The organism is Bacillus sp. KH172YL63 (genome assembly GCF_011398925.1).
Lineage (GTDB): Bacteria > Bacillota > Bacilli > Bacillales > Bacillaceae_B > Rossellomorea.
Genome location: NZ_AP022842.1, coordinates 3,585,458 through 3,600,072, shown reverse-complemented (window position 1 = coordinate 3,600,072; position 14,615 = coordinate 3,585,458). Strand labels below are relative to the sequence as shown.

At 46.1% G+C, this 14,615-nt stretch carries 14 protein-coding genes; 9 read left to right on the top strand and 5 right to left on the bottom strand.

The genetic code is table 11. The annotated features are described in order from the left end of the window. Window positions 1-7 precede the first annotated feature (7 nt). Genes KH172YL63_RS18475 through KH172YL63_RS18465 form a run of 3 tightly spaced genes read left to right on the top strand, consistent with a single transcriptional unit; the run spans window position 8 to window position 1,850 of the window. Entirely contained in the window at window positions 8-826 is an 819-nt protein-coding gene (locus KH172YL63_RS18475) for an ABC transporter ATP-binding protein (protein WP_173107469.1), read from the top strand. Then, entirely contained in the window at window positions 823-1,560 is a 738-nt protein-coding gene (gene fhuF / locus KH172YL63_RS18470) for a siderophore-iron reductase FhuF (RefSeq protein WP_173107468.1), read from the top strand. Before KH172YL63_RS18475 ends, fhuF begins: the two co-directional genes overlap by 4 nt. Before the next feature lie 26 nt (window positions 1,561-1,586). Continuing rightward, complete coding sequence (locus KH172YL63_RS18465; RefSeq protein WP_173107467.1) at window positions 1,587-1,850, top strand: DUF2573 family protein; 264 nt, start codon at window positions 1,587-1,589, stop codon at window positions 1,848-1,850. A gap of 325 nt (window positions 1,851-2,175) precedes the next feature. On the opposite strand, the gene KH172YL63_RS18460 is transcribed toward KH172YL63_RS18465, so the two are convergent. Together KH172YL63_RS18460 and KH172YL63_RS18455 are read right to left on the bottom strand one after the other, a co-directional pair. After that, window positions 2,176-2,460 carry a spore coat protein gene (locus KH172YL63_RS18460; protein WP_442858791.1) on the bottom strand — a complete coding sequence of 95 codons (285 nt, stop codon included), beginning with the start codon at window positions 2,458-2,460 and terminating at the stop codon, window positions 2,176-2,178. A gap of 80 nt (window positions 2,461-2,540) precedes the next feature. Continuing rightward, window positions 2,541-2,795 carry a hypothetical protein gene (locus KH172YL63_RS18455; RefSeq protein ID WP_173107465.1) on the bottom strand — a complete coding sequence of 85 codons (255 nt, stop codon included), beginning with the start codon at window positions 2,793-2,795 and terminating at the stop codon, window positions 2,541-2,543. Window positions 2,796-3,056: 261 nt separating this feature from the next. On the opposite strand from KH172YL63_RS18455, the gene KH172YL63_RS18450 reads away from it, so the two are divergent. The 3 genes from KH172YL63_RS18450 to KH172YL63_RS18440 all read left to right on the top strand — a co-directional run bounded on the left by KH172YL63_RS18450 (window position 3,057) and on the right by KH172YL63_RS18440 (window position 6,424). After that, on the top strand, window positions 3,057-3,974 hold the full coding sequence (locus tag KH172YL63_RS18450) for a proline dehydrogenase family protein (protein WP_173107464.1): 918 nt from the start codon (window positions 3,057-3,059) through the stop codon (window positions 3,972-3,974). A gap of 77 nt (window positions 3,975-4,051) precedes the next feature. After that, on the top strand, window positions 4,052-4,549 hold the full coding sequence (locus tag KH172YL63_RS18445) for a GNAT family N-acetyltransferase (RefSeq protein WP_173107463.1): 498 nt from the start codon (window positions 4,052-4,054) through the stop codon (window positions 4,547-4,549). A 411-nt stretch (window positions 4,550-4,960) separates the two neighbouring features. Beyond that, window positions 4,961-6,424 carry a potassium/proton antiporter gene (locus tag KH172YL63_RS18440; protein ID WP_173107462.1) on the top strand — a complete coding sequence of 488 codons (1,464 nt, stop codon included), beginning with the start codon at window positions 4,961-4,963 and terminating at the stop codon, window positions 6,422-6,424. Here the strand turns inward: KH172YL63_RS18440 and KH172YL63_RS18435 are convergent. From KH172YL63_RS18435 to KH172YL63_RS18425, 3 genes are all read right to left on the bottom strand, one after another. Continuing rightward, entirely contained in the window at window positions 6,419-7,390 is a 972-nt protein-coding gene (locus tag KH172YL63_RS18435) for a bile acid:sodium symporter family protein (RefSeq protein ID WP_173107461.1), read from the bottom strand. The two genes, KH172YL63_RS18440 and KH172YL63_RS18435, sit on opposite strands and share 6 nt — an antisense overlap. A gap of 126 nt (window positions 7,391-7,516) precedes the next feature. After that, on the bottom strand, window positions 7,517-8,143 hold the full coding sequence (locus KH172YL63_RS18430; protein WP_173107460.1) for a YczE/YyaS/YitT family protein: 627 nt from the start codon (window positions 8,141-8,143) through the stop codon (window positions 7,517-7,519). A gap of 302 nt (window positions 8,144-8,445) precedes the next feature. Continuing rightward, window positions 8,446-8,583, bottom strand: coding sequence for a YuzL family protein (locus tag KH172YL63_RS18425; RefSeq protein WP_173108283.1), 138 nt, complete (start codon window positions 8,581-8,583; stop codon window positions 8,446-8,448). Window positions 8,584-9,118: 535 nt separating this feature from the next. Here KH172YL63_RS18425 and KH172YL63_RS18420 point away from each other — a divergent pair. The 3 genes from KH172YL63_RS18420 to KH172YL63_RS18410 all read left to right on the top strand — a co-directional run bounded on the left by KH172YL63_RS18420 (window position 9,119) and on the right by KH172YL63_RS18410 (window position 14,522). After that, the gene (locus KH172YL63_RS18420; protein WP_232066213.1) at window positions 9,119-11,458 is read left to right on the top strand and encodes a 3-hydroxyacyl-CoA dehydrogenase/enoyl-CoA hydratase family protein; all 2,340 of its coding nucleotides are present in this window, start codon (window positions 9,119-9,121) and stop codon (window positions 11,456-11,458) included. A 30-nt stretch (window positions 11,459-11,488) separates the two neighbouring features. Beyond that, window positions 11,489-12,667 carry an acetyl-CoA C-acetyltransferase gene (locus tag KH172YL63_RS18415; protein ID WP_173107458.1) on the top strand — a complete coding sequence of 393 codons (1,179 nt, stop codon included), beginning with the start codon at window positions 11,489-11,491 and terminating at the stop codon, window positions 12,665-12,667. A 70-nt stretch (window positions 12,668-12,737) separates the two neighbouring features. Next, complete coding sequence (locus tag KH172YL63_RS18410) at window positions 12,738-14,522, top strand: acyl-CoA dehydrogenase family protein (RefSeq protein WP_173107457.1); 1,785 nt, start codon at window positions 12,738-12,740, stop codon at window positions 14,520-14,522. Window positions 14,523-14,615 lie beyond the last annotated feature (93 nt).

Genomic DNA, 14,615 nt, shown 5'->3' with positions numbered 1-14,615 from the left:
GCCATATATGAGTGATGTACTAACAACAAAGGAATTAACGTTATCTTACGGGGAACGGACGATCATCGAAGAACTGGATATCAGTATCCCAAAAGGGGAAATCACGGTGTTCATCGGTGGAAACGGGTGCGGCAAATCGACCCTTCTCCGCTCCATGGCAAGACTGCTTAAACCGGCACAGGGATCAGTCATGCTCGATGCGGAGGCGATCGCCCGTTTATCCACGAAAGAAGTCGCTCGAAAAATGGCCATCCTTCCCCAATCACCGACTGCTCCTGAAGGATTAACAGTCCTGCAGCTCGTCAAACAGGGGCGGTATCCTCATCAGACTTGGCTAAATACGTGGTCACATAAAGACGAGGAAATTGTTCAAAATGCCCTGAAGGCAACGAAGATGGAAGAACTACAACATAGGAAAGTCGACGAACTTTCAGGCGGTCAGAGGCAGCGTGCATGGATCGCGTTGACACTCGCCCAGGACACAGACATCATCTTACTGGATGAGCCGACAACCTATCTTGATTTGACCCATCAAATTGAAATCCTGGATTTATTGTTCGAACTCAATGAACAAGAAGAGCGGACGATCGTCATGGTCCTCCACGATCTGAACTTGGCGTGCCGATATGCCCATAATATCGTGGCGATACGTGATAAAAAGATCTATGCCCAGGGGAAACCGGAAGACGTCATCAGCTGTGAGCTCGTGAAAAACGTATTTGACATGGACTGCCAGGTTTCACGTGATCCTCTCTTTGGTACACCATTATGCATCCCGTTTGGAAAAGGCCGCTGTATCATGGATTCCACGGTGGGTACGGGATGACCAGCCTCACCGAAGAACAGTGGGGATTCCTAAGGGGCTACCGCTTATATCATGACTTGAGCGGGGAAGCGAAAGGGGTGACTCCCCGTTCACTCATGAGCGAGGAGGGGATGATTTCTTATCTTTCCGACCGGATGCCACTCATCGGTACAGATGACCTTAAAGTGGCCGCGTCCCTTTTCCTCAAACGTTATGCCTTCACAGTCGCACTCGGCCTGATGGCGATGACCTATTGGAATAAAAGAATCAATCTATCCCCTGATCATCTGCTCCTCACTGACGGGGAGAAAAACGGAAAATGGATGCCCTTTTTTCACCTGAAAAACTCAACCGTGACTGAATGTGTATCCCATCAAGACAAAGTCGATTACATCCAATCGATCTTTCAGGGTCACCTCACGCCACTTGTGCAGGTATTGAAAAAGGCAACCGGTATGTCCGATGCGATCCTGTGGGAAAATATCGCCGTATATGTTTTCTGGATATACGAAAACGATGATTTTCTAGGGGATGATCGTACGAGAAAAGAGAGGGATGAACAATTCTCCGAGCTCCTTTCACATCAAAACAGTACCTGGTTCGGCCGCTTCAAAAAAAATCCCCTGGCACGGTACCACACCAGTAAAGCAAAAGAAGAAGTGCGAGTAAGAAAAACATGCTGCCTGTCATATATGGTGGAAGACGGAGAACAGTATCGCTGTAAAACCTGTCCGCAAACTCTCTGCCGGAAATGATGACAATCAACAAGGAGGTATGAAAAATGAGCGAATTTAACGACCAATTTGACGCCCTGCTGGAAAAGTACACAGAGCTGCTAGTCGGGGACTCTGACCCAGACAAGAAAGAAATGGTCACACAATATGCCCTTTACTCATTCATCGCAAAGAATATGCCTGCACTCGTCAAACACTGGAACGGTCTATACCCGGAAGGCAAGGAAGAGATGAAACGGATCGTAGGCGAAATCAAACAAATGAACGAAGCCCATCGCGCAGAAATGAACGATAAAAAGAACGAGGAATGATGGACCTTCAGATGCCCTTTTGGTAGAGAGGGTCTTTTTTTTGCTGATGTGATGGAGAAAAGAGGGGGATTTAATTGATTTCATATGGGGAATGAAGGGGTTTGGATGGGATATTATCAGGTTTGGATAAGATATTATCGAGTTTGGAATGGATATTATCGACTTTCTGGATATATTATCGAGTTCGGGCAAGATATTATCGACTTTCCCGGATTTATTATCAACTCCAGTCCATCTGACCCAAAATACCATCGCCCCGTCCCATAACCCCCCCATAAACCTCCCCTTAAAAAGGAAAACGGCAGACCATCGTCTGCCATCCCTTCTACTGAACATGCCCGCCATATCCATAAGGAAATTGGGAAGCATACTGCTGATGCTGCTGGTAGGATTGCTGGATTTTTTGGCTGTCTGCAGCCTCCAGTTTGTACCAGCCCTTCCGGAACATTTCATTATACAATTCCCTTTGGGCATTTTGCGTTTCATTGAAGATCGTGAGTAGATCCTGAAATAAAGATTGGTGGCTCGCTTCGTTCAAAGCTGTACAGTACGAAGCCGTCATATATTTTTCCTGTGAAAGAATATCCGTGATAAAGTCCCGGTCATTCATCTGAGGCGTCTCCGGTACCTGTGTCTGTGGGTTTTGGATTTTTTGCTGGTTCTGCTGGTTCAATTGTAAACAGCTCCTATCTACATCATGGTTTGGTTCGTCATATTTAAATGGGTCAGGAGTTGCTGATAGTGGCGCTGATGCATCTGTCCGCATTTATCCAGCTCTGCTTTAATGTCGGCATCCTGACAGTGCGCTGCGGCAAAGTGACATTTTTTCATGGCGTTCAAGTTCCAGGCAAGCATGTCATTTAAGTATAGAGAATCCTTTGTCGTCAGCATTTGCGGCGGTTGTGTGTAGGGCTGCTGCTGGCCCTGTTGAGGTTGCTGCTGCATGTGTAATTCCTCCTTCTCAGTCGGTTTTCATCGCCTCCCAGGCGAGAAACAATGGTTATTTTCCCTTACTATAGACATCCTTATTCAATTCTTTACAAATTTCGTCATAATCTACTAATAAGTGTATGAAAGTGTATTCAAAACGTTTAAAAGGTGATAAGATGATGGTAAATGTACTAATAGTTTGAACCTTTTCATTTTTAGCAATAAGGAAAGCGGTTTCATGAGTTGGTATATATGTTTTTTCAGGGGGTAAGCAACATGGAGCAAGCAATGCGTAATTTCTTTTTATTCCTTTCAAAAAATAAACCTATGACGAAGCTGGCTAAAAAGTATGGTCTGCGTTTCGGAGCAGGAAGGTTCGTTGCCGGGTCCTCGATCCAGCAGGCTGTTGAAGTCATCCGAGAGCTGAATAAGCAAAACCTGGTTGTGACGATCGACTATTTAGGAGAATTCGTGGATAACGAGCGTGAAGCGAATGAAATGGCCCTTGAATGCGTGGAGGCGATCCGTGCCATCGGGAAAGAAAACCTGAATTCTCAACTTTCCCTTAAGATGACATCGATGGGATTGGATATTTCTGAAGAAGTTGTCATGAAAAATATGCGGCTGATCCTTGAGGAAGCGACCAAACAGGGCATTTTTGTCACGATTGACATGGAAGACTATTCCCGCTGTGGAAAGACAATCGATATTTTCACCCGCTTGAAGGCTGAATACGATAATATCGGTACGGTCATCCAGGCCTATTTATATAGAACAGAAAAGGACATCGATGATTTGAATGCGTATTCGCCGAACCTCCGTTTGGTGAAAGGGGCATATAAAGAATCACCTGAAGTGGCTTTTCCAGATAAGAAAGATGTAGATGACAATTTTAAGAAAATCATCAAGACTCATTTACTGAACGGCAATTATACAGCGATTGCCACCCATGATGATGAGATGATCGAATATACGAAACGGCTCGTGGAAGAACATAATATCCCACGTGATCAATTCGAGTTCCAAATGCTCTTTGGCATCCGTGTCGAGCGACAGCATGAGCTTGTGAAAGAAGGATACACAATGCGCGTCTATGTTCCATACGGGACGGACTGGTACGGCTACTTCATGAGAAGGCTTGCCGAAAGACCTGCCAACGTTGCCTTTGTTCTAAAAGGCGTCATGAAAAAATAATCATGTAACAAGACTCTATGATTCTTCATAGGGTCTTGTTTGTTTTACTGCAGTGAAGAGAATGGGGGGTCCTGAAAATGAAGATTGTCCCTTTTGAAATGGAAGGTAAGTACTTCAAGGGCATGATGCGGCTCTATTGTCAGCTCTTTGCAGTCGACCCGGGGGCGATGCAAAGCCAGTTCTTACGTCATTCACAGTATCCGGGATTTGAAGGGTATCTGGCCATCATCGATGAGAGAGTCGCCGGATATATATATGGCTATTCCTCTCGTAAAGGTCAGTACTATCATGATCTACTCGCCAGGCACTTATATGCGGATCCCGGCTGGATGAAGACCACCATGGAACTCGTGGAACTTGGCGTCGATCCCCGCTACAGGGGGAAGGGAATTGCGAGGCAGCTCGTTGCACGATTGATTCATAACCGTCGAGAAGAAAAGGTGGTGCTCACGACCCGGAAAGATAATGAGGGTGCGGTCACTTTTTATGAAAACCAGGGTTTTCGGACGCTTCGTGACGGTTTTTATCCGAATGTTAGAGAGGAGTATATCATCATGGGGAAGGAGCTTCAGTAATGTAAGGGAGCAGGGAGGAAATGAATAGAGAGACGGTACTCCTTCATTTTATGGCCGAGCTCATGACATCCTAAGTTCCTTGTTGGACCGGACATCCCCCTAATCATTGTTGATACCCCTTGAGGGAAGAGTGCCCCCTTCTGTTGCCGGTCAGCGCCAGAAGGGGTATACAAAGGTGAATCCAATACATGTGAAGAGATGGAGAGAATGATTGAAGCCAAATCCTCGATCAAAACATGCCACAGTTAATCACTTTCAATAAAAGCAGGTCCGGCATAGCTTGTGTATGGTACGTATATATTCTCATACCTTTCAAACCGAAAGTGTCAGCCTCAGTCCTTAAAGCGTGAAAATGGTTTGGCCCTTCACAATATCATATAATATACTCATCATGACATTTGGGGAGATAGGATGGAAATCACGATAAATAATTTGACTTTACTGCTGGGTCTGTTGCTATTGATCGGGGTGATAACTGCTAAATTCTCCGCTCGATTAGGCGTGCCCTCACTAATCTTCTTCATCCTTGTTGGTATGGTCTTAAATACATATTTCTTCTTTGACAATGCACCTCTTACACAATTTATCGGAACCCTGGCACTCATCATTATCTTGTTTGAAGGTGGTCTGCAGACAAAGTGGGAAAGCATAAAGGGGGTTTATAAACCTGCTTTATCGTTGGCCACAATAGGGGTGGTGGTCACAACGGTCTCGATTGGAATGGCTGCGAAATATATTCTGGATCTTACTTGGCTGGAAGGGATGCTCTTTGGAGCGATTGTTGGATCAACTGACGCTGCAGCGGTTTTCTCTGTACTGGGGAACAAAAATATTAAAGGGAAAATTACATCTACATTAGAAGCGGAGTCGGGAAGTAACGATCCGATGGCTATCTTTTTAACTGTAGCGTTCCTACAGTTAATCCAATTCCCTGCACTTAATCCTGCAAGTTTGATTGCAAGCTTTTTTTGGCAAATGGGGTTGGGCTTGGTGATTGGACTCGCACTGGGATGGACATCTGTTTTCATTATCAATCGAATTAACCTTGATTCATCAGGACTATACCCGGTATTATCCGTTTCCCTTGCCATTTTCACCTATGCGTTCACGAGTATACTGGGGGCCAGTGGATTGTTAGCCGTTTATATCATGGCCATCGTTGTAGGGAATCAGGAACTGACTTACAGGCATTCGATTATCAGGTTTAATGAAGGGTTTGCATGGATGATGCAGATCGTCATGTTCATCTTATTGGGCTTATTGGTCTTTCCACAGCACTTGCCAGGCATTGCATGGCAGGGAGTCATCTTATCGATTCTATTGATTCTTGTAGCGAGGCCCCTCGGTGTTTATTTAAGTTTGGCACTGGTGAAAGGTTTTACACTGAAAGAGAAGTTCTTTATCTCCTGGGCAGGATTAAAGGGAGCTGTACCAATTGTTTTAGCAACATACCCAATGGTTGCAAATATTGAGAACAATGAAGTCATTTTCAATGTCGTATTCTTTGTGGTGCTCCTTTCTGCCCTTATTCAAGGAACGACGATTTCACCGCTGGCCAACTACCTGAAGCTTGCAAAAAAGGAGAAACCTCCTGTTGCACACAGTCTTGAACTCGTTTCAATTGGTAAAACAAATAACGAAATGCTTGAAATACACATCAATTCTGATGCTAACATCACGAATAAGGAAATTCGACATATTCACCTGCCTGACAAGACGTTAATTTCAGCCGTGATCCGGGATCATGAATTAATTACGCCCATGGGGGATACAGTGATTAAGGCGAATGACACACTTTATATACTTGCGGATAAAAGTCAGAGAAAACGTATCAATGAACTTCTGAATTCAAAAGGAGGACTCCATTCTTCATAGAAGATGGGGTCCTCTTATATTCTCACGTTTTTTATTTTCCCTTGTATGAAATAAAAATCCAAATAAAGAAGCGAGCACCTGCTGAAATAACATGCCAATGACAACCGGGACGGCAACCGGGGCAGGGAAGTAGTGGACCGCAATGACGGCTCCGGCGCTGATATTTCTCATCCCCCCGGTAAAAAGAAGGCTCGCTTTTGTCTCCCTTCCTTGCTTGAGGATCGTGGCAAGGAGCCAGGAAAATCCAAACCCAGACAATGCAATGAAGAGAACGGTGCCCGCGATCAGCATCAGCTTACTGTCCACATGTCGCAAATAAGGTGCGACGGCAGAGCTGTTGATGGCAACGACGACACCAATCCCGATCTTTGCAAATGGAGATAAATGGACGCCGAGTGTCTTCTTGATTCGGCCTTCTGTCAACTGATTACAAAGCATCCCGATCAGGGAAGGAATCACCACCATCAACAGGAGGCCGGTCATAATGTCGGCGATATCCATTTCCACTTTCTGTCCAACGAACAGCGACAGGCTTGCCGGGACAATGAATGGTGAAAGAATCGTATCAATCAAAATGATTGATAAAGCCAAACCGATATTTCCTTTGTAAATTGATACCCACACGAAACTGGTGATCCCGGTCGGTATGGCCATGGCGAGAAGCAGTCCGGTCACGGTCAGTCCGTCTTCAGGAAAAAGAAGGTGACCGACACCAAACGCCCACAGCGGCATGAGGAGATGAAGGACAAAGAGAGCTGTCAGAAGCGGCAACGGATATTTGAACGCTCTGTGCAGCGAATGGAAGTTAGCGCTCAGGCTCCCAGAGAATGTCATGAACGCAAATACCCAGGGAACAAGGAAAGAAAATTGAGACAGTCGGCTTGCACACAATACGCCGATCAGCACCGCTGTTGGCGTGATGAAGGGCATCAGTTTTTCAAGTTTTCTATTTAAGGTCTGCAGCATGAGTAACGCTCCTACCGGTTGCATCATTTTCGTCCTATCATATCACGTCTGGAGGATTTCAGCTTTGGATATGGTTTCAAATAAAAAAGCAATCTCCTAAACAGAAGATTGCTTTTTTAAGTCGGGTCAGTCAGCAGATACGGCTGCTTTCCCCAATGATTTTTTTTGGAAAAGTTGTTCGAAAATCGGGAAGCTGTATTGTACGACGAACCCTAATAGAAGCGTAACAATGATTGTACCGATTCCGATATCCCCTTTAAAGAGGAATGCAAGGGAAAGGGCGAATCCTTCACTGATGATACGGGAGTTGCGAAGGTTCAATCCAAAACGGGTATGGATCGCCACCATCAACGTGTCCATCGGGCTTGCAGGGAACTTCGCCTGTAAATAGATCGCGATTCCAAGTCCCATCGTCAAAATTCCGGAAGCGAGGGCAAACAGCTGGTTCATCAGCATTTCCGGCGCATAATTGTTAAAGACAACCAACAGCCAGAAATCAATCAGCATGCCGATCACAAGGATCGATCCGGCAGCTAGTACATCAGGCTTCTTCTTCATGATCAGAGCATTGAGTCCGATCAGGACGATCCCATTGATGAACACAGCCGTACCGACCGTGATCCCGAACATATTCGACTCTCCGACAGCAAGGGCATCCCATGCAGACGCACCCAATCCAGATTTAATGATCAAGGCCACGCCCATTGTCAAAATAAACAATCCAACCGTAAAAAATAATAATCTGCGTTTCATATCTTGTCTCCTTATCTGCAAACGTTATCATCCAAATACGAAAAAAACAGACGAGCTACCTTCCGTATGGAAAGTAGGAGGTCTGACATCTTCAAACATATATTCTTAGTTTACTGTATTTATGGCAAGAAGGCAAAGTTAAATTTTGCATCGGGAGGAAAAAATCTTGGAAGATGGCGAGGCTGTGTCAGTACATATAAGAGGTTGTGAATATCCGGAAAGAGAGGGGATCCACAGAAGGGAAACCATCCTCAAAAGGAAACGGCATCCGATCAATACCCTCCGGATGCCGCGCGCACATACTAACGCTGTTTCTTAAACTGATTGTTTTGACTGTTCCTCTTACCGCCGCCGTCCATCTCAACGACAGGACCGGCATCACCCTTCACACTTGCCGCACTAACCGCAGCCTTCGAAGGATCCTTCTTCCGCTTCGCCATCACAAACACCTCCACTCCTAACATTCCCAACACCCCTAACTTTCCCTCCTCCACCAGAAATATGAGGGACGGACCTCATATTTCTGGTGGAAACGTCGTCCGGATGATTGCATAGCAGCCGATAAATGCTGATGTGACAAGGAATGATGGATGAGTGAAAGGAGGGGAGCGTTCAAAAATCAAGGTCCGTCCCTCCAAATACCCATGAGCAAAACAGGAGCTTGTTTCATATATATAGTAGAAGGAGTTGTATTTTCGGGGAAGGACTGCACTGGTGGAGGGGTGTTGGAATAGGCTGATGAGGGGGATGTTTTCTCCGTTTAATGTTGGGTATGAATTTTTTGTAAATTTATGATTTTTCAACTCTTTAAATATTGCGATATTTTAGAATATCCGTTATATTAGATGTAACAGGAACTCATTCGGGTCTTTTTTTTGAGAGAAAAATGAATGAGTATTCATTCAAAGTGTAAAAAAGGGGGAAACACCATTGGTTCGCAGAATTCAAAAAGCCGCAGTATTAGGATCAGGAGTCATGGGTTCGGGAATCGCCGCTCATCTTGCAAATATCGGTATCCCGACAATGCTATTAGATATCGTGCCGAGAGAGTTAACCGATGAACATAAAGCAAAGGGCCTTACAGAAGAAAGTAAGGCATTTCGCAACCAGTTTAGTGAAAACGCTTTAAAAAAGCTTTTTAAACAAAAACCGGCACCACTTACATCCAAACAGAATGCTTCTCTTATTACGGCAGGAAACTTCGAAGATGATCTTCAGCATATCGGTGATTGTGACTGGGTGATTGAGGTAGTCGTAGAGAACCTGGACATTAAGAAGAAAGTGTTTGAGCAAGTGGAGCGTTACCGTAAACCGGGAAGCATCATCAGTTCGAATACATCAGGGATTTCAATCGAGGCCATGTCTGAAGGAAGAAGTGATGACTTCCAGAAGAACTTCCTGGGAACACATTTCTTCAACCCGCCAAGATATTTAAAACTTCTTGAAGTGATTCCGACAAAGAACACGGATCCAGAAGTCGTAAGCTTTATGAAAACATTCGGTGAAGATGTTCTCGGTAAAGGTGTTGTCATGGCGAAGGATACGCCGAACTTCATTGCCAACCGAATCGGAACATATGGATTACTGATCACCGTACAGGAAATGCTTAAAGGAGGCTATTCAGTCGGTGAAGTGGATTCCGTTACTGGGCCGGTGATCGGGAGACCGAAGAGTGCGACTTTCCGCACGCTTGATGTGGTGGGACTTGATACATTCGCTCACGTTGCGAAGAATGTCTACGATCAGGTGGAAGGTGAAGAACAGAAAGTATTCGAAGTGCCTGCCTTCATGAAGAAAATGCTTGAAAAAGGCTGGTTGGGGAGCAAAAGCGGTCAGGGGTTCTTCCTGAAACAAGGCAAGGAGATCCTTGAACTCAACCCTGAAACGCTTGACTATCAGCCCCGTCAAAAATTGAAAACCCCTTCCCTTGAAATGGCGAAGAATGAAAAAGGGTTAAAAAATAAAGTAAAAGCCCTCGTGTATGCGAAGGATCAGGCAGGTACGCTGCTGTGGAACATCATCTCTCCTGTCTTAACGTATTCGGCACAGCTTCACGGAGAAATCGCCGATGATATCGTAAGCATCGACCAGGCCATGAAGTGGGGCTTCGGTTGGGAAATGGGTCCATTTGAAACGTGGGATGCAATCGGAGTGGAGAAATCCGTTGCCCGCATGAAGGAAGAAGGCCTTCACGTACCGGAATGGGTAGAGAAGATGCTGTCTGAAGGACACGCCGCTTTTTATAAAGAAGAAAATGGAGAGCGTTATTTCTATCACAATGGTGAATATCAGCTTGTAGAACGAAATCCGAAAGCACTCGATTTAAAGGCGCTTAAAAAGCAAGGAAAGCTGATCAAGAAGAACTCAGGAGCCTCCCTGATCGATATCGGTGACGGCATCGCCCTTCTTGAATTCCATTCTCCAAATAACGCAATCGGCATGGATATCACGCAAATGATCAATTTTGCCGTGGAGGAAGTAGAAAAGAATTACAAAGGACTCGTCATCGGGAACCAGGGCAAGAACTTCTGTGTAGGGGCAAACCTTGCGATGATCCTCATGGAAGCACAGGATGACAACGTCTTTGAAATTGACATGGTTGTACGTCACTTCCAACAGGCGATGATGAAGATTAAATATTCTTCTAAACCGGTTGTAGCAGCACCATTTGGGATGACATTAGGCGGAGGAAGCGAAGTCTGTCTGCCGGCTGCACACATCCAGGCGTCTATGGAGACGTACATGGGCCTAGTCGAAGTCGGAGTAGGATTGATCCCTGGGGGAGGCGGAAACAAAGAGCTTTACATGAAGCACTTGGCCAACCTGCCAAATGGAGTGGAGTTCGACCTTCAGAAAGTGGCGAATAAAGTATTCGAAACGATTGCCATGGCGAAGGTTTCCACATCCGGTGATGAAGCAAGGGAAAACAACTTCTTAAATTCAGCAGATGGAGTAAGCGTTAACAATGATCATCTGTTATTTGATGCAAAGCAGGCTGCTTTAAGCCTGTATGAAGCGGGCTATTCAGCACCGATTCGGAAAAAGGTGCCGGTTGTCGGTGAGACGGGATATGCAACACTCCTTCTCGGTGCACAGTCCATGTTCCAGTCAGGATTCATTTCTGAGCATGATTTGATGATCGCGAAGAAGCTCGCATACGTCATCGCAGGCGGTAAAGTGCCATACGGAACGGAAGTCGACGAACAGTACTTGCTGGATCTTGAAAGGGAAGCATTCCTTAGCCTGGTAGCACAGCCGAAATCGCAGCAGCGGATGCAGCACATGCTTGTAAAAGGAAAACCATTACGCAACTGATCATGACATATTAGAAAGCGGGGGAATAACATGCGCGAAGCAGTCATTGTGGCTGGTGCCAGAACACCGGTCGGTAAATCAAGAAAAGGATCACTAGCTCAGGTACGCCCGGATGATCTTGGGGCACTTGTAGTGAAAGAGACCCTCAAACGAGCAGGAAATTATGAAGGGAACATCGATGATTTAATCATCGGATGTGCGATGCCGGAAGCAGAACAAGGGCTGAATATGGCACGGAATATCGGGGGCCTTGCCGGACTTCCTGATTCGGTTCCGGCGATCACGATCAACCGATATTGCTCATCAGGCTTGCAATCCATTGCCTATGCTGCAGAAAAAATCATGCTCGGGCACTCGGATACGGCCATCGCAGGTGGAGCAGAATCCATGAGCCTTGTACCGATGATGGGGCATGTGGTCCGTCCGAATGCGAAGCTTGCTGAACATGCTCCCCAATACTATATGAGCATGGGCCACACTGCTGAACAGGTGGCGAGCAAGTTCGGTGTATCCCGTGAAGATCAGGATGCCTTTGCTGTACGAAGCCACCAAAAAGCAGCCAAAGCGATCGCTGAAGGAAAGTTCGACGATGAAATCGTACCCGTTGATGTACTTCATCGCTCAGTGAACGGTGAAAACAAACTCGTCGAGAAAACCTTCCAATTCTCAAAAGATGAAGGGGTGCGGGCTGAAACGAGTGCGGATGTTCTTGCTAAATTACGACCGGCTTTCAATGTGAAAGGTTCCGTTACGGCAGGGAATTCTTCTCAGACGAGTGACGGCGCGGCAGCAGTCATGGTCATGGACCGGGAAAAGGCAGGCTCGCTTGGACTTCAGCCGATGGCGAAATTCAGAAGCTTTGCAGTAGCGGGCGTACCGCCTGAAATCATGGGGATCGGGCCGGTTGAAGCGATTCCCCGTGCACTGAAGATGGCGGGTCTTGAGCTTTCGGATATCGGCTTGTTCGAACTGAACGAAGCATTCGCGTCTCAATCAATCCAGGTCATCCGTCAGCTGGGACTGGACGAAGACAAAGTAAACGTCAATGGCGGGGCAATTGCACTCGGTCACCCGCTAGGCTGTACAGGGGCGAAACTCACCCTTTCACTCGTACACGAAATGAAGCGCAGAAACCAGCAATTCGGTATCGTCACCATGTGTATCGGCGGCGGAATGGGCGCCGCGGGCGTCTTTGAATTAATCGGTTAACAGGGGAGGGACGGACCTCTAAACAGGCCCCTCCCAACTCCTTCAAAATAATACTTTAGGGGGATTCGAAATGGCGAATCAAACAGAAAAGCTAATCAAAGGTGGAAGTTTCTTAATTGAAGACGTAAGTTATGAGCAGGTTTTCACACCGGAAGAATATTCCGATGAGCAGAAAATGATTGCCAAAACGACGGAAGACTACGTGTTGAATGAAGTGGTACCTGTCATCGAAAATCTTGAAAACCATGAGTTCGACCATTCTGTACGCTTGTTAAAAGAAGCGGGAGATCTTGGACTTCTTGGTGCCGATGTACCTGAAGAGTACGGCGGACTTGGACTGGATAAAGTAAGTTCTGCCCTGATCGCTGAAAAAATGTCCCGTGCCGGCGGATTTTCGATCTCACACGGTGCCCATGTCGGCATCGGTTCACTTCCAATCGTATTGTTCGGTAACGAAGAGCAAAAACAAAAATATCTTCCACCGCTTGCAACTGGCGAAAAGTTAGCTGCTTACGCGTTGACAGAGCCTGGTTCCGGGTCCGATGCACTCGGTGCGAAAGCGACTGCCAAGCTGAACGCAGAAGGCACGCATTACATTTTAAATGGTGAAAAGCAGTGGATCACCAACTCTGCATTTGCCGATGTATTCGTCGTGTATGCGAAAATCGATGGGGAGCATTTCTCAGCGTTCATCGTTGAAAAAGAATTCCCTGGCGTTTCGACAGGTCCTGAAGAGAAGAAAATGGGAATCAAGAGTTCTTCAACCCGCACACTGATCCTTGAAGACGCTCAAATTCCGGTTGAAAACCTACTTGGCGACGCAGGAAAAGGGCACATCATCGCCTTCAACATCCTGAATATCGGACGCTATAAATTAGGTGTAGGGGCTGTCGGGGCCAGCAAACGTGCATTTGAAGTGACGGTTCAATACACAAATCAACGTCAGCAGTTCAAGACACCGATTTCAGGCTTCAACTTGACGAAAGAAAAGCTGTCGACAATGGCTTCTAAATTATATGCGGCAGAGAGCTCCGTCTATCGTACTGTAGGATTGTTCGAAGACCGTATGAGTCAACTGACTGACGAAGAAGTGAAAAACGGTACAGAAGTGGCAAAGTCCATCGCAGAATATGCGATCGAGTGTTCACTGAACAAATTCTTCGCAACAGAAGTGCTGGATTATGTAGTCGATGAAGGCGTACAGCTTCACGGCGGATACGGCTTCATGCAAGAATATGAAATCGAGAGAATGTACCGTGACTCCCGCATCAACCGTATTTTTGAAGGGACGAATGAAATCAACCGTCTCCTCGTGCCTGGCACATATCTCCGTAAAGCCATGAAAGGTGAACTTCCATTGCTTCAAAAAGCGCAGGCACTTCAAGAAGAATTGATGATGCTGATGCCTGAAGAGGTTGGCGACGAGCCGCTTGCACAAGAAAAATACCTTGTGAAAAATGCGAAGAAAATCGGCTTGATGCTTGCCGGATTGGCTGCTCAAAAATTCGGAAAAGCGCTTGAAAAAGAACAGGAAATCCTTGTGAACATTGCCGACATCGTTTCCAACGCTTACGCAATGGAATCGGTTGTCCTACGTACAGAGAAAGCCATCAATAAAGTGGGAGTGGAAAAAGCGAAACAAAAGCTTCTTTACACTCAGATCTTCTGTCAGGAAGCGTTCAACGAAATCGAGCAACACGCCAAGGAAACACTTGTTGGAACAGAAACGGGCGATACCCTGCGCATGATGCTTTCCGCACTGCGTAAATTCACTCGCCACACACCAATCAACGTTATCGCCACAAAGCGTGCTGCATCAGAAAAACTGATCGACGCTGAAAAGTATACAGTGTAAGAAGGGGACGGACCTCATGGGGATGGGGTCCGTTTTTTTTGTGGGGTTTGTCTGTTGAAAAAAAGGTTAAGTTTGTCAGTTAAAAATAACGGA